20 protein-coding genes are annotated in these 18,125 nt (G+C 64.8%); 5 read left to right on the forward strand and 15 right to left on the reverse strand.

The window, feature by feature from the left end; all coding sequences use genetic code 11:
• Positions 1 to 30 precede the first annotated feature (30 nt).
• The gene (locus tag J3R73_RS16285; protein ID WP_307428880.1) at positions 31 to 990 is read left to right on the forward strand and encodes an AraC family transcriptional regulator; all 960 of its coding nucleotides are present in this window, start codon (positions 31 to 33) and stop codon (positions 988 to 990) included.
• 100 nt (positions 991 to 1,090) lie between these two features.
• Here the strand turns inward: J3R73_RS16285 and J3R73_RS16290 are convergent, their stop codons facing one another.
• The 7 genes from J3R73_RS16290 to parA all read right to left on the reverse strand — a co-directional run bounded on the left by J3R73_RS16290 (position 1,091) and on the right by parA (position 6,752).
• Positions 1,091 to 3,514 carry a relaxase/mobilization nuclease domain-containing protein gene (locus J3R73_RS16290; RefSeq protein WP_442358286.1) on the reverse strand — a complete coding sequence of 808 codons (2,424 nt, stop codon included), beginning with the start codon at positions 3,512 to 3,514 and terminating at the stop codon, positions 1,091 to 1,093.
• Positions 3,444 to 4,370 carry a lytic transglycosylase domain-containing protein gene (locus J3R73_RS16295; protein ID WP_307428886.1) on the reverse strand — a complete coding sequence of 309 codons (927 nt, stop codon included), beginning with the start codon at positions 4,368 to 4,370 and terminating at the stop codon, positions 3,444 to 3,446. The genes J3R73_RS16290 and J3R73_RS16295 overlap by 71 nt, the downstream gene beginning before the upstream one ends.
• A 4-nt stretch (positions 4,371 to 4,374) precedes the next feature.
• On the reverse strand, positions 4,375 to 4,710 hold the full coding sequence (locus J3R73_RS16300) for a DUF736 domain-containing protein (protein ID WP_307437416.1): 336 nt from the start codon (positions 4,708 to 4,710) through the stop codon (positions 4,375 to 4,377).
• A 68-nt stretch (positions 4,711 to 4,778) separates the two neighbouring features.
• Complete coding sequence (locus J3R73_RS16305) at positions 4,779 to 5,336, reverse strand: S26 family signal peptidase (protein ID WP_307428889.1); 558 nt, start codon at positions 5,334 to 5,336, stop codon at positions 4,779 to 4,781.
• Positions 5,333 to 5,854 (reverse strand): DUF2840 domain-containing protein, encoded by a 522-nt coding sequence (locus J3R73_RS16310; RefSeq protein WP_307428892.1) that lies wholly within the window; start codon positions 5,852 to 5,854, stop codon positions 5,333 to 5,335. Before J3R73_RS16310 ends, J3R73_RS16305 begins: the two co-directional genes overlap by 4 nt.
• Positions 5,851 to 6,102 carry a hypothetical protein gene (locus J3R73_RS16315; protein ID WP_307428895.1) on the reverse strand — a complete coding sequence of 84 codons (252 nt, stop codon included), beginning with the start codon at positions 6,100 to 6,102 and terminating at the stop codon, positions 5,851 to 5,853. Before J3R73_RS16315 ends, J3R73_RS16310 begins: the two co-directional genes overlap by 4 nt.
• A complete protein-coding gene (gene parA / locus J3R73_RS16320) occupies positions 6,099 to 6,752 on the reverse strand; it encodes a ParA family partition ATPase (RefSeq protein WP_307428898.1) in 654 nt (217 codons plus the stop codon). The genes J3R73_RS16315 and parA overlap by 4 nt, the downstream gene beginning before the upstream one ends.
• A 245-nt stretch (positions 6,753 to 6,997) precedes the next feature.
• Here parA and J3R73_RS16325 point away from each other — a divergent pair, with 245 nt between their 5' ends.
• From J3R73_RS16325 to J3R73_RS16340, 4 genes are read left to right on the forward strand one after another with little or no spacing between them, the layout of a single operon-like run.
• The gene (locus J3R73_RS16325) at positions 6,998 to 7,612 is read left to right on the forward strand and encodes a TnsA endonuclease N-terminal domain-containing protein (protein WP_307428900.1); all 615 of its coding nucleotides are present in this window, start codon (positions 6,998 to 7,000) and stop codon (positions 7,610 to 7,612) included.
• On the forward strand, positions 7,609 to 9,288 hold the full coding sequence (locus tag J3R73_RS16330; RefSeq protein ID WP_307428903.1) for a TnsB C-terminal domain-containing protein: 1,680 nt from the start codon (positions 7,609 to 7,611) through the stop codon (positions 9,286 to 9,288). Before J3R73_RS16325 ends, J3R73_RS16330 begins: the two co-directional genes overlap by 4 nt.
• A complete protein-coding gene (locus J3R73_RS16335) occupies positions 9,279 to 10,184 on the forward strand; it encodes a TniB family NTP-binding protein (protein WP_370879936.1) in 906 nt (301 codons plus the stop codon). Before J3R73_RS16330 ends, J3R73_RS16335 begins: the two co-directional genes overlap by 10 nt.
• On the forward strand, positions 10,171 to 11,694 hold the full coding sequence (locus J3R73_RS16340) for a TniQ family protein (protein WP_307428911.1): 1,524 nt from the start codon (positions 10,171 to 10,173) through the stop codon (positions 11,692 to 11,694). Before J3R73_RS16335 ends, J3R73_RS16340 begins: the two co-directional genes overlap by 14 nt.
• A gap of 79 nt (positions 11,695 to 11,773) precedes the next feature.
• On the opposite strand, the gene J3R73_RS16345 is transcribed toward J3R73_RS16340, so the two are convergent.
• The 8 genes from J3R73_RS16345 to J3R73_RS16380 form a co-directional block, all read right to left on the reverse strand.
• The gene (locus J3R73_RS16345; protein ID WP_307428914.1) at positions 11,774 to 12,895 is read right to left on the reverse strand and encodes a replication initiator protein A; all 1,122 of its coding nucleotides are present in this window, start codon (positions 12,893 to 12,895) and stop codon (positions 11,774 to 11,776) included.
• Complete coding sequence (locus J3R73_RS16350; RefSeq protein ID WP_307428918.1) at positions 12,896 to 13,165, reverse strand: helix-turn-helix transcriptional regulator; 270 nt, start codon at positions 13,163 to 13,165, stop codon at positions 12,896 to 12,898. It lies immediately after the preceding gene.
• A gap of 288 nt (positions 13,166 to 13,453) precedes the next feature.
• Positions 13,454 to 14,359, reverse strand: coding sequence for an aromatic amino acid exporter YddG (gene yddG, locus J3R73_RS16355; RefSeq protein ID WP_307428921.1), 906 nt, complete (start codon positions 14,357 to 14,359; stop codon positions 13,454 to 13,456).
• A 57-nt stretch (positions 14,360 to 14,416) separates the two neighbouring features.
• Complete coding sequence (locus tag J3R73_RS16360) at positions 14,417 to 15,175, reverse strand: AraC family transcriptional regulator (RefSeq protein WP_213335605.1); 759 nt, start codon at positions 15,173 to 15,175, stop codon at positions 14,417 to 14,419.
• Between the two features lie 188 nt (positions 15,176 to 15,363).
• Positions 15,364 to 15,864 carry a DUF2285 domain-containing protein gene (locus tag J3R73_RS16365; RefSeq protein ID WP_213335619.1) on the reverse strand — a complete coding sequence of 167 codons (501 nt, stop codon included), beginning with the start codon at positions 15,862 to 15,864 and terminating at the stop codon, positions 15,364 to 15,366.
• Positions 15,746 to 16,219 carry a transcriptional regulator domain-containing protein gene (locus J3R73_RS16370; protein WP_307428924.1) on the reverse strand — a complete coding sequence of 158 codons (474 nt, stop codon included), beginning with the start codon at positions 16,217 to 16,219 and terminating at the stop codon, positions 15,746 to 15,748. Before J3R73_RS16370 ends, J3R73_RS16365 begins: the two co-directional genes overlap by 119 nt.
• Positions 16,220 to 16,465: 246 nt before the next feature.
• Complete coding sequence (locus J3R73_RS16375) at positions 16,466 to 17,308, reverse strand: DUF932 domain-containing protein (protein ID WP_213335603.1); 843 nt, start codon at positions 17,306 to 17,308, stop codon at positions 16,466 to 16,468.
• Between the two features lie 185 nt (positions 17,309 to 17,493).
• Positions 17,494 to 18,069, reverse strand: a complete 576-nt coding sequence (locus J3R73_RS16380) for a hypothetical protein (RefSeq protein WP_213335601.1) — start codon at positions 18,067 to 18,069, stop codon at positions 17,494 to 17,496.
• Between the last annotated feature and the right edge of the window lie 56 nt (positions 18,070 to 18,125).

The raw sequence follows: 18,125 nt of genomic DNA on the forward strand, positions 1-18,125 counted from the left end.
CGCTCTTGGACGTCGACGAGGGGATGACACATGCCTTTCCATCACGTGAAGCTCGCATCGAACGACGTCGACGCCATGCAGGCCATCATCGGAGAGCGCCAGGGCTGGCGCATCGAGATGAAACCAAGAACAGCCGAACCGTTCTCGGGCGAGCTGTCGATCCGCAACGGATCGATCTTCGTGGCGATCAGGAACCGCTACACGTCCGATCTCGAAGCACGATCTGATGCCTGTCCCGACAATCTCTCGCTCGTGATGGTCGAGGCGGGCGCCGCCCATCCCGGAGGGACTTTCCTCAATAGCGGAGATCCATGCGACCGCAGCCGGATAGCTCTGGTCGATCCACGGCGCGTCAACTCGCTGCTGTTCTTCGGCCGATCGGATACGACACACTTCACTCTGCCTCTCGAGGAACTCCGCAGGCGAGCGCTTCACCTCACGGGCGATCTCGGACCATCCCTGACAGAGGCCATTTGTATATCGAGGACGGAGGCTGGACTGGGGCACATCGTGGCGTCGATGTTTGCCAAGGTCAACATGTGCTTCGACGCGCGGGAAGAAGGACTCATCTCCGACTTCACCGTCCGGCAGATGGAGGAAACCGCGCTGCTCTCCCTCCTCGACATGATTTCGCAGGTCGCGCCGGCGCGTTCGATCCGGGCGCAGGGGATCGAACACAAGACGGTCCGCAGGGCCATCGACATCGTCAAACTGAGTTCCGGCCCTATGACGGTCGGTGAACTCGCTGAATGCCTGGGCGTCACCGCGCGGGCTCTCCAGATCGGCTTTCTCAAGCACCTCGGTATCGCGCCCCACGAATTCCTCAAGCAGGCTCGGCTCGCGGCCGTCCGCCAGGAGTTACTGGCATCGGAAGGCGGTAGTATCCATGCCATCGCTCGACGTTGGGGCTTTTCGAACGCCACCCGCTTCAAGGCCGACTATTTCGCTGCTTTCGGTCCAGAGGCGTGGTCCGGCCGCCACAAGAAATAGCGGATGAAGACCGAAGGTCGTGAGTGAAGCCGGTAGCCGGTCGTCATCAGCTGGTCGGCGCTCCCTTTGTCATCGGGGTTTTAGGCCGGTGCGGTACGTATCACAGTCCCAAACCTCGCTGCCTACCCATTTGCCACGACACCGATCCGCCCTGAACGATCCCTGCCACCTCTTTGCCGAGCTGACGGTCAATCACCGGCCTCCATGGGACCAGTGTGAACTCGTGGCTCTTCTCGACGATGGCGAACTTGCCGCTGGAGAGCTGCACTGTGCCGGTCAAGGTGCCACTGACGGTCTCGCCATCGGCTGCGGCACGGAACGGCATGGACTTGTTGGCGGCCAACTCTGTCCCCGCATGGGCCACCTCACGCTCCTGAAGTGTGGCGATCAGGTTGCGCCGGTAGGCCACGCGGCCATTGGTCTGGCGCGTCGCGTCACCCTGATCGATCAGCTTGTCGCGGCGACGCTCCATGGCCTCGCGCACCACATCGCCGAAGCCGGCGGCCGACAGGTCGGAGACGCCCGCACCGACCAACCGCCGGTCGAGCCAGGTCGCCCCGTCCGATCCGATCTGCTTTTCCAGATCGAAGGTCGAGAGGATGCGGATATTGGAGCGGGCATCGCGACCGGCATCATGGGCGGCGGCGCGTGCCTCGAAGTCGTCGGGGATGCGCCATTGGTCGGTGTCGATGCGCTCGGCGATGCCGGCGCGACGCAACGCCTCCAAGCGACGGACATGGGCGTCCACGAACCCCTCATAGTCGCCGCCCGGTACGCGCCCCTCGAACCGGGCCTGTTCCAGATGGCGGCTCGGCCGATAGATGCCGTCCTCGGCCGTGGCGATGATGGCACGATCGGAGGGGCGCCCGGCGCTGTCCGGCGGCCCGATCTCGATGATGCTGCCGATGCGCGCCTCCTCGACGCGGGCCGTATCGATGCCGGAGACATGGTGCATGCGCCCGTCGATGCCATCGACCACAAGCGTCAAGGTCTCGCCCAGTTCGTCGGAGAGATGCTTGTCGATGACGCGACCGGTAATCGATGTCGTGGGCGAGCCGCCATGAATCTCGAAACTCATCGGGTCGCGCTCAGCACCCTCGGCACGGAGCACCTTTTGCATGGTGCGGATGATGTCGCCGCGCTCGCCCATCTCGCTGAGCGTCGCTTCCAGCCGATCGCTCAGTTCCCAGACGCCCGGTTGGTGTTCGCTGGCGAGCCCCATCTTCTCCAGCGTGCCGAGACGGCGGATGCGGAGCGTCCGATCTTCCTGGCTGCGCCGATCATCCGGTTCGTGACGCAGATCGAGCGGACCGCCGGCGGCCTCGTCCAGCATCGCCCGGTCGATGCGGGTGAGCCGGTCCTGGTCGATCTCCGCCATGAGCTTGCGGCGCTGCTCGATCTCGGTGACGGGACCGAGCTCCAGCATCGCCAGCTCACTCGCCCGTTCGCGGATGCCGTTGGCGAGATAGTCGCCGTTGATGACCAGATCCTCGCCGAGGCCATCGCGACCGTTGACGATGACATGGACATGCGGGTGGCCGGTGTTGTGGTGGTTGACCGCGACCCAATCGAGCTTCGTGCCGAGGTCGGTTTCGATCCTTCCCATCAGCTCGCGTGTATAGCCGGAGAGGTCGGCGAGATCGGCGGCGTCCTCGGGCGAGACGATGAAGCGGAACTGGTGGCGATCGTCCTTGCCGCGATCGAGGAAGGCGTCGGCGTCGGCACGATCCTCCGACGCCGAATAGAGCCGGCCGCGCTCGCCGTCGCGGGCGGTGCCGTCGCGCTGGATATAGCGTAGATGGGCGGCGGCCTTGCCGCTCTTGCCTGCGCCCTTGACGAAGCGGGTCTTCACCACGATGCGGCGGCTTCCCGGCGCACTGTGACGCCAGCCGCCGGCGATGTGTCGGGACTGGACGAAGCTGGCGCCGCGACCACGCCGGACACCCGGCCCGGCGAACCCGTTGTGCTTTGCTCCGGCTTTCGCCGATCCGCCGGATTTCCCCGGTGACGAACGGCGCGACGCTGCGGCGGTGCTCTGCTGGCGGGCGATCTTGCGGACCTGACTGAGGAAGCTCTTGGTCTGGCCCGCCTTCGGCGCGTCGGAGCGGACACGACCGGGTCTCGGCCGGAAGTGGTCATCGTCCTCCGCGCTCATGGCCGACCTCCCAAAACCGGCGATTTGGGGTTGGAGTGCCGCGAGAAAAGCGAGGAAGGCCGGCCTTGCCGCGCCGCGCGGCACCAGGCCTCGAAATTCGTGGTGCCGCGCGCCATCCTCCCAACCAATGTGCAGACAAGGGCTTGCCCCCCGGAGCGGACCCATAGGGTGCCGGCCGGTTTTATCTTGCCCTCCCGCCTCACCGCCCTTTCTGCCCATCCTGACCCTGATTCCGCCTGATCTTGCTCCCCTGCGCTGGACACTGAACAGGATCGCCGGCCCCACCATCGCACCATGCTCATCGCGGTTCTCCCGTATCCGCCCGGGCCACGAACAGACCGCCCGACTGCGGGGTGATCGCCGAGACATCGCGCACGGGTGTTGCAGCCCGAGCGTCGCCGGAGCGCGCGTCGGACTGCACAGGACTGGCAGAAGATGCGCGCCCGGCCTGCACGACGAACAGCGGCGCGCGGGTCCACGAAGGCGGACCGGCTGTGGCGACCAGGACCGATTCGGCAGTGTCGCCGCCGTCGAGAATCGGCGCGATGGCCGCGACATAGGCGCGGGTTTCCAGCGGCAGCGGGCGACCTTTCAGCGACGCCTCGTAACGGCCCGGCCCGGCATTATAGGCGGCGATCCAGCCGGGCGAACCGTAGCGGTCGAACAACGCGCGGATATAGGCGGCACCGGCAATGATGTTGTCGTGCGGGTCATACGCATCGCTGCCGAGCCGATGCCGGATGCGCAATTCGGCCCAGGTCTCCGGCATGATCTGCATCAGGCCCATCGCCCCCTTGGGCGAGGTCGCGCGGGGATCGCCGCCGCTCTCGGCGCGCATCACCGCCCTGATCCAGGAGGCGGAAAGCTCGAAGCGCTGCGCCGCCTCGCCGACATCGGCGGCATAGGGATCGACAGAAGTCTGACGCCGGACCGGCTCCGGCTGCGCCTGACAGGGCAGTGGCATTTCGACCGCGAGCATAACCGAAAGCAGAAGGACCGCTGATCGGACGGGCGTTCTGTCTCCACTCCGACGCCAGACTGCCAGCGTGCTCGCTACAGTCAAGGGTGCGCGCAGTGCGCCGATCTTCGATCGCCCTGGACCTGCGCTGCGCGCGCCGGCCGACGGATCGTCGAGCGGGACGAAGGAATGAAACGGCTTTCCCGCGAACAAAGGAATGGAGCTTGTTCGCGCGATCTCGCACGCGATCCAGTTGACGAACAGCATGACCTCAATCCTTCTCGCCACGCTTGACCGGGCGCGTCCAGTGCAATGACCAGACGGCCCCGCCGTCATCGTCGCGGAACAGATTGGCGCGGATCGGCTGCGGCAGGGCGGGGTCGTCGATCAGCAGCGAGATGTATTCGCCCGCGCGCTCGCCAGTGCGTTTCCATCCCGCGCCGATCTCCGGACCTTCGTCATTGCCGTGATGGATGCGATAGTCGGGCGCGTTCTCGGCATCGGACGGCTCGGCCGGCACGATGGTGAGTTCGCGATAGAGGGTGAGCGTGCGGACGCGCCCGACGAAGCCCGTCGTCTCGCGCGTGAACTGGCCAATCTGCGGCATGGAAGTCTCCGTGATGCGGGTGGTTGGGTGAAAGCCGGCGAGCAGCACGCCCGCCGATGCCTTGGCGGTCAGCGGGTTGCGGCCCACCAGACGAAACGGCCATCACCATCTTCGTCGGTGTAGATCGGCGTCGCGCGGCCGATGATGGATTTGGCCGGGATCGGGCCGAAGTAGCGGCCGTCGAGGCTGTCGCGGACATCCGGGTTCATCAGGAAGATGTCGCCGTCCGCGATGCGGCGGCAGCCCTGCCAGACCGGCAGATCGCGGCCCCTCCGGTCGCGGTCGAGCGCCGCGCCGATGAAGGCGCCATCGACCATGATGTCGCGACCGGTGCGGCAGACCTGTTGCCCGGCGAGCGCCATGACGCGCTTCAAGAGCGGCACGCCACGACCGATATAGCCGCGCTCCACCATGAAATCGGTGAGCGGTTCTGGCGGAACGACCGCAACCAGATCGGTGACCCTGAGACCACTTGGCAGATCGCCCGGCGGATCGATGTCGTAGAGGCCGATCGGTGCGCTGGCGGAGACGTTCCACACCAGCCGGGTCGGCGTCGGGATGAAGGACGCGATGGCCACGCCCATGATCGAAAAATATGTCGCCATCACATAGCCGAAGCGGGTCATGGTTCGGCCCTCCGGCGCAGGAGGAACGCTCGGTGCTGGTCGGCGGTGTAGGCGCGCGGCAGGTGTCCGGCGGTCAGCCGGTTGTGGACATGCCGCCAATGGTCGGGCGAGACATCCTCCGGCTCGATGCCGATCGCCTGGATGGCGTCGATGTGGCGGAGCACCTGTTCGACCGTTGACCAGCCGTCGATCTCGAGCAGGATGTCGCCGCCGGGACGCACGAAGGGCAGCGTCTGATAGGCTTCGCCTGGGTCCACCGCGCGCACGATGTCGATGCGCGAGATGATCGTGCCGAAATCGTTCGAGGCCCAGCGGACGAAGGCGAAGACGCTGCCGGGCCGAAACGAGAAGATGCGCCGTCGCCGGTCGAGGATCTGTTCGTGCGCCTTGCGACCGAACCTGATCCAGTTCTCGATGCGCTTTTCGACATGGGTCAGCTCGACATGGGTCAGGCTGTCGGAGGGATGCGCCAGCGGCACGGGGCCGCCGCGCACGCGGGACGCCGCGTTGCCGGTCATGATGGGTCTCCTTCGGTGGCGGGGAATTCGCGCGCGAGCAGCGCGCGCAGCATGTCGGCGACGGTGACACCGCGCCGGAACGCCACGATCTTGATGCGACCGCGCAGTTCCGGCGTGATGTCGATGGTCAGCCGGGCGGTGAAACCGCCGGCCTCGCCATCGCGCGGTCGAACGTCGGTGGCCTTGATCCAACGTTCGGGATCGGCCGGCCGGGATGCGAAGCTCTTACGGGTCGGGCGTTCGCTCATGGCGTCGTCCTCCCGGTGCGGAGTCGGTCGATCTCGGCGGCGAGCGCCGCGATCTCGCGCGCGGCCGGACTGCCGGCGTCGATTTCCGAGGCGAGCCGGCCGGACTGCGCGGCGTCGGCGAAGACGACACGCTGGCCGATGGTCGCGGTGAGCACCGGCGGATCGTGGTCGGCCAGCGTCTCGGCCGTCTCACGGGCGATGACGGTGCGTGCACCGCAGCGGTTCAGCACGAAACGGGCGGCGAGCTCCGGCCGGTAGATGCGCGCCTCGGTCAGCAACGCCAGCATCTCCGCCGAGGCCCAGCCGTCGAAGGGCGACGGCTGAACCGGGATCAGCACCAGATCGGCGGCGAGCAAGGCCGAGCGCATCAGACCGGCGACGCGCGGCGGTCCGTCGATGACGACGTGATCGACATCGCGCGCCAGCTCGGGCGCCTCCCGGTGCAAGGTGTCTCGCGCCAGGCCGACGACGCCGAAGAGCCGGGGGGAGCCTTCGCGCGCCCGCTGCTGCGACCAGTCGAGCGCCGAACCCTGCGGGTCCGCGTCGATCAGCGTGACGCGCTTGCCCTTGCCGGCCCATTCGCCAGCCAGATGCAGCGCCAGCGTGGTCTTGCCGACGCCACCCTTCTGATTGAGGAGGGCGATGATCATGGCCGCCCCCGGTTCGGGCGGATGACGTTGCGCGCTTTCGTGGCATCCGAGGCCAGTCCACGATTTGAGGCCCCATTGTCGTTTTTCCTTGAATCCGAATCTGATCGGTAAGGAATGCTGAGTCTTTCTGGACTCTTGGCCATTGGCTGATTTCCCTTGAATCATAGATTTTGTCCCTAAATCGTGGACTGACCGCTACATCTGGGTGTACGTTCGTGTGACACTCAGATGAGTCGGAGGGAGCGATGAGACGCATCCCGCTCAGTCGCCGTTCGCATGTCACAGGGTTCGGAAGTTTCGAGACCGGCCTCGTCGAACACGAGAGCGCGCTCGAACGAGACTTCGCGTTGCTTGCGGCCTTCGATGATCCCGGTGCGGTTATCGTGGCACAGCCGACGACGATCCGGTTTGAGACTCCGGTGGGAGCGCGTCGGTACACGCCGGACTTCGGCGTGACCTGGAGCGACGGGCGATACGAACTCGTCGAGATCAAATATCGGGCTGATCTGCGCGCGAACTGGTCCGCGTTGCGACCGGGATTTGTTGCTGCCCGAACCACTGTGCATAAGGATGGCGGCAGCTTCCGGATCGTCACTGAATCGGCAATCCGCGTTCCCCGGCTGGACAATGCGCGCAGGCTGCTGCCGCTGCGCACGGCGCCACTGGATGCGGAGTTGGCGGAGGCTGCCAAGACCGTTGTCAGGCGAATGGGTGCCGCCACGCTGCGCGAGACGGTGACGGCGATGCCGTGCGACCGCGTGATGGCGCTGGGCGTTGTTTGGCGGCTGATGGCGCGCGGCGATCTTGTCTTCGATCCGCAACTCGCTGTCGGGTTCGACACCCGGTTGAGGGTGTCATGACCCAGCCGTCGTCCGCGCCCGATCTGTCCGGAATTGGCCTGGAAGAGTGGGAGAAAGCGCGGCGACGGCTCGAAGTTCTCAAGCCGCTTGCAGAAACCGAGCGCCGATCGCGCGGCATGGCACAGGCGGCTGCGGACGAACTGGGTATCAGCCTGACGCTCGTCTATCGACTGCTGGCGCGTTACGAGGCCGATCCACGGCTGACCAGCCTGTTGCCCGAGCGGCGCGGACGACGTGAGGGCCAACTTGTCCTCTCCGCCGAGGTCGAGGAGATCGTTGCAGCGGTCATCGATCAACTGTTCCTGACGCGCCAGAAACAGCGCATCAGCGATGTCGTCCTGGAAGTGCGCAAGCGCTGCCGGATGCTCGGTTTTACGCCACCGAGCCGTAAGGCGATCGATCTGAGACTGCGCATGCGACCGGCTGCGGACGTGCATCGCAAACGCCATGGCCGCAAGGCCGCGCGGGATCGTTACGCGCCGGCGGTCGGTTCGCTCGAGGCACCATGGCCGCTGTCGCTGGTGCAGATCGATCACACGCTGGTCGACGTAATCGTTGTCGACAGCCGCACGCGCGAGCCGATCCAGCGGCCGTGGCTGACGCTGGCGATCGATGTGCATTCCCGCTGCGTCGCGGGCTTCCATCTCTCGCTCGACCCGCCCTCGGCGGTCAGCGTCGCCTTGTGCATCACCCATGCCGCCTTGCCGAAGGATGCATGGATGCGGGTGCGCGACGTCGAGGGCGACTGGCCGGTCAGCGGTATTCCCGAGCGTCTGCACCTCGACAATGCCAAGGAGTTCCGTTCGATCGCGCTGAAGCAGGGATGCCATGAACATGGCATCGACATCGACTACCGGCCGGTGCGCACCCCGCACTATGGCGGCCATATCGAGCGGCTGATCGGCACGATGATGGGCAAGGTCCATCTTCTGCCAGGCACGACCTTCTCCGACGTGCGGGTGAAGGGTGATCTCGATCCGTCGAAGAGCGCGGCGATGACGCTCGACGAAGTGGAGCGATGGCTCGCTCATGCCATCACCGGCGTCTATCATTGCGACCTGCATCGCGGCATTGGCGCGACGCCGCTCGTGGCCTGGCAGCGTGGGTTGGAAGGGAACGAGGAACGGCCTGGGCGCGGCAACACGCGACAGGTCTTCGATGCCCGCAAGTTCCTGATCGACTTTCTGCCGATGGAACGGCGGCTGATACGTCGCCAGGGCGTATTCCTGCATTCGATCGCCTATTGGTCGGACGTGCTGCGCACGCTGATCGGCGAGCGGGAGAAGATGGTCGTGCGCTACGATCCGCGCGATCTCAGCCGGATTTACCTCTGGGCACCCGACGGGCGCTATTACGACCTGAACTACGCCGATCTCAGGCGACCGCCGGTCAGCCTGTGGGAGCATCGTCTTGCCCTGAAACGTCTGCGTGAGGACGGCCGCGCCCAGGTGGACGAGGACGCTATCTTCGCGGCGATCGACCGGATGCGCAGTATTGCCGAACGGGCGGTCATTGAAACCAAAACCATACGGCGGCAGCGTGAGCGCCGGCTGCAAGCCGCCAAGGCCAACGCTGTGAAACCAGCGGTGGCAAAACCTGACAGACCCGATCCCCGGGCGTTCGAACCGCTGCCCGAGAACGAGCGGCTGTTCACCAACGTGGAGGAATGGCTGTGACGGAGAAGACCTATTCCCATCTGCTGCCCGCGATGCAGGCGCTGGCCGATGCGCCTGACGAGGCGCGCATACGGCGTATCCGGACGGATCGTTGGCTCGGTTACGCACGGGCGGAAGCCGCCTTGTCGGCACTTGAGGATCTGCTGTCCTTCCCGAAGCGGACGCGAATGCCGAACCTGCTGCTGGTCGGGCCGAGCAACAACGGCAAGACGATGATCGTCGAGAAGTTCCGGCGCAGCCACCTGCCGGGATCGGAGGAAAGCGCCCGCGACGGCGCAATCCGGGTGCCGGTGCTGAAAGTGCAGATGCCGCCGGCTCCGGATGAGCGGCGCTTCTTCTCGGCGATCCTCGAAGCGCTCGGCGCGCCGGACCGGTTGAACGACAGGCTGTCGACCAAGCAGGATACGGCGGTGCGCATGCTGCGGGCGACAGGCGTACGGATGCTCGTCATCGATGAGGTCCACAACATGCTGTGCGGGTCGCGCGACCAGCAGCGGCGGTTCCTGAACCTGTTGCGCTGGCTCGGCAACGAGCTGCAAATCCCGCTGGTCGCGGTCGGCACGGCCGAAGGATTGCGGGCGATCCAGAGTGACGACCAGCTTGCCAACCGCTTCACGCCGTTCGGCCTGCCCCCTTGGGAAGGTGGGGCCGAGTTCACACGCCTGCTCAACACGCTCGAAGCTTCGATGCCGTTGAAGGAAGCCTCGAACCTGTCGGCACCACCGATGGCGCAGCGGTTACTCTCGATCTCCGAGGGCATCCTTGGTGAAGTCGTGTCTATCGTGACGCGCGCGGCGGTGGCCGCCGTCGTCACGGGCAAGGAATGCATCCTGCCCGACATGCTGGATGAGTTGGGGTTCATAGCGCCCTCCGAGCGTCGTCATGCCGTGGTCTGAGAAGGATTTGTTCGAGGTCGAGTTGTTCGACCCGCCCGCCGGGGAGCTGGCCATCGTGCAGCGACCGAAGCTGCCGGGCGTGACCGTGCCGCTGCGGGATGAAGCACTGGCATCGTGGCTGCTGCGTTATGCCGAGCCCTTCGGGGTCTCGCCCGAGGATCTGCTCCTGCGCCGTGCCGACATCGAACTGGCCGGTCGCGGCGACTGGTGGCGTAGGCCTCCTCCGGCGCTGCTGGAGCATCTGGCGCAAGCAACCGGCGTCGATGCGATGGTGCTGACCGAACTGACGTTGTGGCCGGGAGACGAAGAGACGGACGATCCACGCGACCGCTTCGCAGGGCTGCGCTTCCGGGCACAGGGGGCGACGAGCCGCCGTAAACGGCGCATTGCCGTATGTCCGCATTGCTTGATGGATGATCCGGTGCCCTATGTCCGCCGAGACTGGGCCACCGGATGGACCATGATCTGCCCCGACCATTCCGAAGTGCTGGTCGGGGCTTGTCCGGAATGCGGACACAGGCTGAAGCTGCCAGCTTTGTCCTCGCAGGACTATTTTGCGCCCGACCGTTGCACGCACTGTGGCTTCCGTCTCACCGCAATGGCGGCGCGCGAGGCCCATCCGGCCGCCGTCGCCCTGCATCGGCAACTCCGCGCCGCGCATGACAGCGGCACCTTCGTCATGCCGGATAGAGAACGGCTTGCGTGGCCCGAAGCCATCGCATTGTTCGACGTGCTGCTGGGCGCGATCTGGATCGAGACCCGACCCGTTACGCGTCGTCGGCTGTTCGAACGGATCGAACGGGACTTCGGCCCCGGCACGCTCGGCCCGGAGCCAGCCGGTAGCTACGAAGGCTTGCTGATCCTTGCGTGGATACTGGACGGCTGGCCCGACCGGGTGAGAACGACCATCGCCATCGTGCAGGGACCGCGACCACGCCGGCAGCTTGATCGCTGGCAGCATCTCGATGGTGCGACCCGACAGGTGTTGCTCGATCTCCTGCTGGCGATCTGGCCGGACCAGAAGCATCCCGATGACCGGGCATGGTGGCGCGACTGGATCGAGAACCTGCCCGAGAGCGGAGATGAATTGCGCGCCCGCGCTGCGATCGACCGCTTTCCGCATCGTCGGGCCCGCCTGATGGCGCTCGCCGATGTGCGTGACGGGATGCCCGTCGAACTGGCGGCCGAGGCTGCCGGAATCATTCCACGCACCCTCTACATCTGGCTGAAGCGGGGCGCGAAAGCCGGTCTTGAGTCCGCGCTCGATCGTCAGCGCGGTGCCCTCAACCAGGCTCAGGCCGTCGAGATCGCACAATGGATCGCCGAGGCACCGACCAACCAGCCGCACTGGCGCTCGAACCGCGTCAGGAACGAGATCTTCCGTCGCTTCGGGCTGGAAGTCAGCCTGGAGGTCGCGTCCCGCTTGCTGCGCAAGCATGGTCCCTGGGTCCGGCGTCGCGTCAGCGCCCCTCGTCGATGGAGCCGCGACGATGCGCGATTCCACGATTAAAGGGAAATCTCGCCCAGCGATGAGGGCAAAGTTCCGTTCAACGATTAAAGGGACACCAGTCCACGATTTAAGGAGCCGTTTAATCATTTATCGGCCCCCGTCCACGTTTTTGGGGAAACCGACACCCATCGACGGCACCGGCACCATGGGTCGCGCCCGCGCGCCGCAAAGAAAAAGAGTTAGATTCTTTGTTAGACTCTAAGTTAGCAGTCGGATTCCGCTTTTCAGGCCAGAGATTTAACTGCGGTCCGTGCGCCTGATGTACCGATAGGGCTGCGCCTGATGTACCGATACCCTTTGCGCCTGATGTACCGATAGGATTCACACCCTTGTCCACAGGCACTGTGAATTGTTCGGTGGGTAGGATTCTGAGCCATTCGCGCCGTCCATCGGGCTCGATCGACACCCGGTATCCGGGCAGCGGCTGACGGGCGGCGATGCGGCGCAGGTCGAGTGCGAAGTCAGACGGCCGCGCCAGACTGCCGGACTTTTCGTGGAGATGGGCGACCTCGAACAGCCAGCCATGCGGCTGATGTCCGGCGTGCTTGCGGGCGACGCGGTAGAGCCAGCGCTCGATGCCGCCGGTCAGTCGGAAATAGTCCGGGTCGATGGTCAAGACCAGAGAACGGTCTACGACACCGTTGTAGAACCATTCGGGCAGGACGAACTCCATGCCCTCGACGCGGCCGTCGCGCGTGGTCATTTCCTCCCATTCGTTGATCCAGGAGAATTGCCGACGTCGCCAGTGGATGCCGTTGCGGATGGTGGTGGCGATGACGGTCGATTGCAGGCGGGCGAGCGACGCCTTCAGCAACAGGTATTGCCGATTGCCGGTGTCGCGGCCGATGCCGCGCAGGAGCTGGTACGGCGTGAAGCGGAAGAAGCGCGAGGTCTTCATGCCACGGTTTTCGGCCTCGACGATCTGGCTCGCCGCCCAGATCAGCACGTCGGCGTCCCAGATGGTCGCCATGCCGTGCTCGGGCATTCCGAGCACCAGCACTTCGATGTCGGCGGCCTTGTAGAGGATGGGCGTGGTGCGTGGCGTCTTCGACAGCGAGAAGAACGGCCGCTCCATCAGGTCGCGCTGGTCGCGGGGGCTGGCATCGCCGGTGGCGACGACGAAGGGGTCGAGCCGCGCCCGCTCGCTGCCGGCGAGGCGACGGGAGCGCCGAGGGGCGTCAGGGGTCGAGCCGGGCGCCATTCAGCGGGCGCTCCGCTCGGCGGGCGTCAAGGGACGCGCGGGGTAGACGCGGTCGGCGTTCTTGTCGGTGGTGGATTTGCGGGCAGCGACGGCCGTCCAGGCTTGCAGGTCGTCGAGCGCGTAGACGACGCGGCCGCCGATCTTGCGATAGGTCGGGCCGGTGCCATAGGTGCGGTGTTTCTCCAGCGTCCTGAGCGAGATGCCGAGAAAACGGGCCGCATCGGGTGTGCGCAGGAATCGGGGCGGCAGCCCCGTCTTCGGGTCGATCATGGTCGGGTCTCCGGGTCGGGTTCGGCGGCTGTCGGTGGCGACAGCGGGCCATGGCGAACCGTGGCGGAGGATCGACGGCTTGCAGTGTGCCGGATTCACGGGACGTGAATCCGGCACACCGGACGTTGGCAATGGCCTGAACATCTCCCGGTTATCGGCAACAGGAAGGCCGAGCGAAGAACGGCTGAGATCGTCAGCACGGCAGGTCGTGCAACGGTCGCCGTGACTGCGGCCCGATCCTGGCGCGACCGTCACGATCGGGGCGGAAAACCACGAAGGCCGGGTTCATCACCGCGATGATCGCAGGCTTGCCAGGATCGCCCCGCCGACGATGAAGAGCGCCGCGAGCGCGAGAAACCCCGTCGGCCGCGTTTGGCCGGCCGCAACGAGAAGAGCCGTCGAGAGGAGCGGCGCGAGATAGGAGAGCGCACCCAATAACAGCAGATTGCCGTGCTTGGTGGCGTGATCCCAGGCGAGGAAGGCAAGCCCCGTCGGGCCTATGCCGAGTAGGACCACGGCAAGCCACTGCCGGGTATCGGGCCAGACCATTGTCTCGAACAACCCGTGGGCAACGAGGCCGGCGATGGTGACGGCGCCACAGACGCCGATGAGCATTTCGCTCGGCACGTTTGCAAAGTGGCGATTGACGACCGAGTAGCCGGACCAGATGACCGCACAACCGAACGCCGCCGTATAACCTGCCGCTGCACCCGAGACGAAGGTTTCGGGCGGGTGGTCCACGAAGAGGACGGCAGTTCCCAGAAGACCGAGGATAGCACCGCCGAGGTGGTTCAGCCGGAGCCGCTCGCCGCCCGGCCCCACGGCGGCGAACAGCACGATGAGGAGAGGCCATAGATAGGCGATCAAACCGGCCTCTGCGGGAGGGACCGTCGTCAGTGCATAGAAGTAGAGTGCATGATATAGAAATATCGCCGCAAAGGCGGTCAGCCATGGTCCGGGCGGCTGGCGAAGCCGGACCAACGCCTGACGCCCGCGCGCGGCCAAGACGATCACGCCGGCAAGGAAGGCGACACCGAAACTGAGGGCAAGAAGTTCAAAGGGCGGAATGCCTCGGGCTGTCACCGTCAGGAGGGCCAGCCCCGCCCAGAATAGGATGGCGGCGATGCCGATCGCCGTGGCTTTAAATGTGCGCTTCTGCTGTAGCTGCTGCAATATCGTCGTCTCCGCTTCCATGGAGACGACACGGCACTCCGAAACGGCGGGCACCGTCTTGATACGGTCTGCGGAATTTTAGGCTTCGTCTGCCGAATTACCGTGCCGCACTGCCCGTCGCATCGCGGCCGGGGTCTTTCCGCGTTCCCGCTTCAGGGCGCGGGTCAGAGCGCTTTGATCCGCATGGCCGGTCCGGAGCGCGATAATGGCGATGGGATCGCTGGTCGTCATCAGCAGGCGTTCGGCCGCATCGAGACGCAGCGCTGAAAGGTGCGCATGCGGGGTCGATCCCAGACGGTCACGGAAGGCCGCATGGAGCCTGGTCAGACTGAGGCCGGCGGCCGCAGCGATGTCATCCGTGCGGACCGGGTCGGCCAGCCTCTCTCTCATGAAGGAAATCGCGCGCCGAAGAGCGACATCGACGAAATCGGGATGGCTCGCTGTGGCGTTGAGCCGATCGAGCATCAAGCTTGTCCAGGCGGCGCGAAGATGCGTGGGAAGGTTGCTCTGCGATGACCGGACGGTGGCGTAATCCAACAACCCCTGGAGATCGGCACCGATCGCAAAGAACGCCCCTACCGATCCGAAGATACCCGTCTGCACGGGATACTCGTCCGGCAGGTCCATGACCACGAAGGCATTGTTTCCCCGCGCCTGAAAAGCATGATCGGCTCCTGCTGGGATGATCGCACCAACGCCGGTCGCGACGTACCCGCCGCTGTGTCCAAAATCGAGTTCCAGACACCCTCGGAAGGGCAAGACGATCTGGTGGTGATCATGATCGTGACGCCGTGATGCATCGGCGTAACTTCTTATTTCTATCGTCGGCCCATCCATTTCCTTGGTCCAGATAATTTATGGATAGAAATGCAATATAGCATAGCATCTTGGAGAGACGGGCTTTCAAGTAAAGATCACGGCGCGCAGTGCATGGCGACACAGCTTGCTTGCGGGTAGACGGGAAGATACGACAGGACATCGGCCCGACATGGCCATCGGTCCGGCGAATGCTGACACGCCGCCGGTCAGCGGCGGCGTGTCAGCTTGAGCGGATAGTGGAGCAGATCGCGGTAGCCGCCGTGCATGTAGTACAGGCCGTCGGCGACGAGGCGGCGGGCCTGGTTCTTGAGCGGGCTCACCTCCCAGTCGTTCTTGATCCGACCGTGGAAGCCGAGCAGTACCTCGGCGATCGTCCGATAGCTTTCCCCGGCCAGACGGGCGTCGAGCGCTCGAAGGGTCAGGATGTGGCGGTCACGGGTGAGCGTCGGCAAAGACCCCAGCGGATCGTCCGGCGGCTGACCGTTCAGCGACCGCCAGAGACGGCGGGCCGCCTGGGCGCGCAATAGAAACAAAGCGTCGAGCGGCAGGATCGCAACGAAACCGGTCGGTTCGCTCGGTACGGCAAGTTCAAGCCAGATCTGATGATCGACGCCATTCACCCGCCAGACGATATGAACACCATTCTGTGCCGGATGGATCGCAACACCGGGAAGCTCCGACAGGACCAGCGGCAAGTCCGCCGGCATATCGTCTGGAGTGCCTATCGGCGCGAGCTGGATCGTGCCGGGTTGCAGCGCCGGTATCCAGAACGGCGTATGTTCGTCGGCCAGTGTTTCCGGAGCAACCGGGAAATCGCACCCCCCAACGCCGGGAGAACGCATCGGTCATACCGGTGTCTCTCTTCGGCAAAGCGCTGAACTGCTCAAAATCACGGCGATAGTCGTCGTCGCGGCGAAGATATTCCCAAGCGAAGCCGGCGGCTGGAATGCTCCTGGCATGTCCATAAGCGACCGGCGAGCGCCAATCCGTGCTTGGCATGGCGTCACCTTTCCTCTCATGCGCCTGTTGGTCGGCGCTAAAGAGGAGCAGAGTAGGAATCATCAGATTTTTATTGAAGCCATGAATATCAGATATGTTGTTCGCGCAATACGATCATATATTTGTAAAATACATCTATCATTGTAGTCGTTCTTTGGCGAGCCGGGGGCAGCCCGGCGAGCGGCGGCCGTGGCACAAGCACGGCCGCGCCGCCGATCCGGGTCCACGGATCGGCGGAAAATTGGTGATGTGCGGAACTGGAAAGGCTGAAAGCCGTGCAACCGGAAACCCGATTGCACGGCTTTGTGGTCAGGCGGCTTTGATCCGCTGCATTCCCTCGGCCAGCGTCCACAGCGCGCGATTGAGACCGACATTCTGGTCGATGCCGTTGATGGGACGGGTCCGGCTGCGACGGATGCGGCCATCGGCATTGGTTCGGTGGCCGTCCAGTCCGCCGCGTATCAGGTTCTCCTGAACGACATTGAAGGTCTGCCACAGGCTTTGGCCGACATCCTCGCGGCGGCGCGGAGCGATGATCTGGTCGGGGCGAAGCGGGCTTTCGTCCTCGCCATAACGGGCAACAAGGCTCGCCTCGGCGAACACCTGCTGTTCGTCCCGCGACAGCCTTGTGTCTTTCATCGTCTCGGTGGCATCGATCAGGCGCGGGAAGTCTTCGGCAACTGTGTAGACGCCTTCGATGATCTGATCCTGAATGCCGCCCTTGTGGGGGACGCGGACTTCCTCGAAGCGTTCGCCCGCGATCATGCTGTTGGTGCAGACGAAACGCAGTACACCGGCAAACATCTGATAAGCCGAGGTTCCGTCGTGGGAATTCACGATGATGACTTCCGCCGCCTCCGGTTTGCCGATCCCGTCATCGCGGCGCAGCCGCAGCATATGCTTGGCGTGGCCGTGGCGACTGCCGTCGCGCGGCACCGACTGCACGGCGAAGAATGGAAACCACCCCTCCCGCCGCAACCCCTCCACGATCTCGATGGTGGGGACATAGACATAACGATCCGACCGGCTGTCATGCGCCTCACGGGCGAACACGGACGGGACGTGGCGAAACAGGGCTTCGTTGTCGAGGGCTTCGCGCCCGCTGATCTGATGCGAATTGCGGCCGAACCGGGTGGCGAGGTGATGATACATGATCTGTCTCCTTTGGGGCTGGGTTGGAGCGCTGCGCTGCGCTGCAACCTTGCCTCGCGGCGAGCAGCGGGTGTGCAAGCGGAGGGGCCCTTCGCGGGGACCCGGCTGCACGGAGCGTGGCACACGCGCAGGAAGCTGGGCGGAAGGCGCCTCGAAGCGCGCCGAGGGCGGAGCCCTAAGCATTGTCAGGCCAAGAGTTGGGCGTGCCACGCAGCTCTATTTGCTGGTGGTGCATGCTCATCGCAGTCGTCGCCGCGGCGCTGCGCAATGTGGAAGCGTCGCACCTTGCCGACGACAGCCTCACACGGCATCTGGTTACGGCATTCGATTGCCGTCGAACGTTTCACCAGACCGCCATGCGGAGCCGATGCGGGCAGGCTTGGCGCATCACCAAGAAAGAGGTCTTGCTTGCCGCTGCTGCGTGTGACCGGCACGACACCCGATAGAGCGCGGAGCGTCTGCGCATCACGGCACACGATGGCGTCATTTCTTGCGACAGGAGCGCTGCGAGCACGATCGGCAAGAGCGATGGCTTCGGCGAGACGCTCATTCAGCAGGCGGCGATTGCCGATGCCGGTCAGCATCAACTGCTCAATCTCGGCGGTGCGTCTGGCAGCATCCATCTGTAGGGTGCGGTTGGCCTCGCTCGGCATCGCCTCGGAGCGCCTGATCGTGGTAACGTCGATCGCCGAAGGATCAGGTTCATGAAGGTGTCCCTGGAATCGCGGCGTGGCAGGATGCGTTTGAACATCAAACTCCAATTAACGCCGTAACGGCGCAATCTGTATTTTATATCGTCTTACTGCAGATCGGATAT

Origin of the sequence: Labrys monachus (genome assembly GCF_030814655.1) — a bacterium.
GTDB classification, from domain to species: Bacteria; Pseudomonadota; Alphaproteobacteria; order Rhizobiales; family Labraceae; genus Labrys; species Labrys monacha.

What these genes read in the sequence shown, in the direction of transcription:
- J3R73_RS16305 (WP_307428889.1), bottom strand. Translation starts at nt 5,336, where the DNA reads ATGACCCGCTTCGGCTATGTGATGGCGACATATTTTTCGATCATGGGC.
- J3R73_RS16340 (WP_307428911.1), top strand. Translation starts at nt 10,171, where the DNA reads ATGCCGTGGTCTGAGAAGGATTTGTTCGAGGTCGAGTTGTTCGACCCG.
- J3R73_RS16330 (WP_307428903.1), top strand. Translation starts at nt 7,609, where the DNA reads ATGACCCAGCCGTCGTCCGCGCCCGATCTGTCCGGAATTGGCCTGGAA.
- J3R73_RS16350 (WP_307428918.1), bottom strand. Translation starts at nt 13,165, where the DNA reads ATGATCGACCCGAAGACGGGGCTGCCGCCCCGATTCCTGCGCACACCC.
- J3R73_RS16375 (WP_213335603.1), bottom strand. Translation starts at nt 17,308, where the DNA reads ATGTATCATCACCTCGCCACCCGGTTCGGCCGCAATTCGCATCAGATC.
- J3R73_RS16310 (WP_307428892.1), bottom strand. Translation starts at nt 5,854, where the DNA reads ATGACCGGCAACGCGGCGTCCCGCGTGCGCGGCGGCCCCGTGCCGCTG.
- J3R73_RS16360 (WP_213335605.1), bottom strand. Translation starts at nt 15,175, where the DNA reads ATGGATGGGCCGACGATAGAAATAAGAAGTTACGCCGATGCATCACGG.
- J3R73_RS16335 (WP_370879936.1), top strand. Translation starts at nt 9,279, where the DNA reads ATGGCTGTGACGGAGAAGACCTATTCCCATCTGCTGCCCGCGATGCAG.
- J3R73_RS16315 (WP_307428895.1), bottom strand. Translation starts at nt 6,102, where the DNA reads ATGAGCGAACGCCCGACCCGTAAGAGCTTCGCATCCCGGCCGGCCGAT.
- parA (WP_307428898.1), bottom strand. Translation starts at nt 6,752, where the DNA reads ATGATCATCGCCCTCCTCAATCAGAAGGGTGGCGTCGGCAAGACCACG.
- J3R73_RS16365 (WP_213335619.1), bottom strand. Translation starts at nt 15,864, where the DNA reads ATGCCGGCGGACTTGCCGCTGGTCCTGTCGGAGCTTCCCGGTGTTGCG.
- J3R73_RS16345 (WP_307428914.1), bottom strand. Translation starts at nt 12,895, where the DNA reads ATGGCGCCCGGCTCGACCCCTGACGCCCCTCGGCGCTCCCGTCGCCTC.
- J3R73_RS16325 (WP_307428900.1), top strand. Translation starts at nt 6,998, where the DNA reads ATGAGACGCATCCCGCTCAGTCGCCGTTCGCATGTCACAGGGTTCGGA.
- J3R73_RS16370 (WP_307428924.1), bottom strand. Translation starts at nt 16,219, where the DNA reads ATGATTCCTACTCTGCTCCTCTTTAGCGCCGACCAACAGGCGCATGAG.
- yddG (WP_307428921.1), bottom strand. Translation starts at nt 14,359, where the DNA reads ATGGAAGCGGAGACGACGATATTGCAGCAGCTACAGCAGAAGCGCACA.
- J3R73_RS16285 (WP_307428880.1), top strand. Translation starts at nt 31, where the DNA reads ATGCCTTTCCATCACGTGAAGCTCGCATCGAACGACGTCGACGCCATG.
- J3R73_RS16300 (WP_307437416.1), bottom strand. Translation starts at nt 4,710, where the DNA reads ATGCCGCAGATTGGCCAGTTCACGCGCGAGACGACGGGCTTCGTCGGG.
- J3R73_RS16295 (WP_307428886.1), bottom strand. Translation starts at nt 4,370, where the DNA reads ATGCTGTTCGTCAACTGGATCGCGTGCGAGATCGCGCGAACAAGCTCC.
- J3R73_RS16290 (WP_442358286.1), bottom strand. Translation starts at nt 3,514, where the DNA reads ATGTCTCGGCGATCACCCCGCAGTCGGGCGGTCTGTTCGTGGCCCGGG.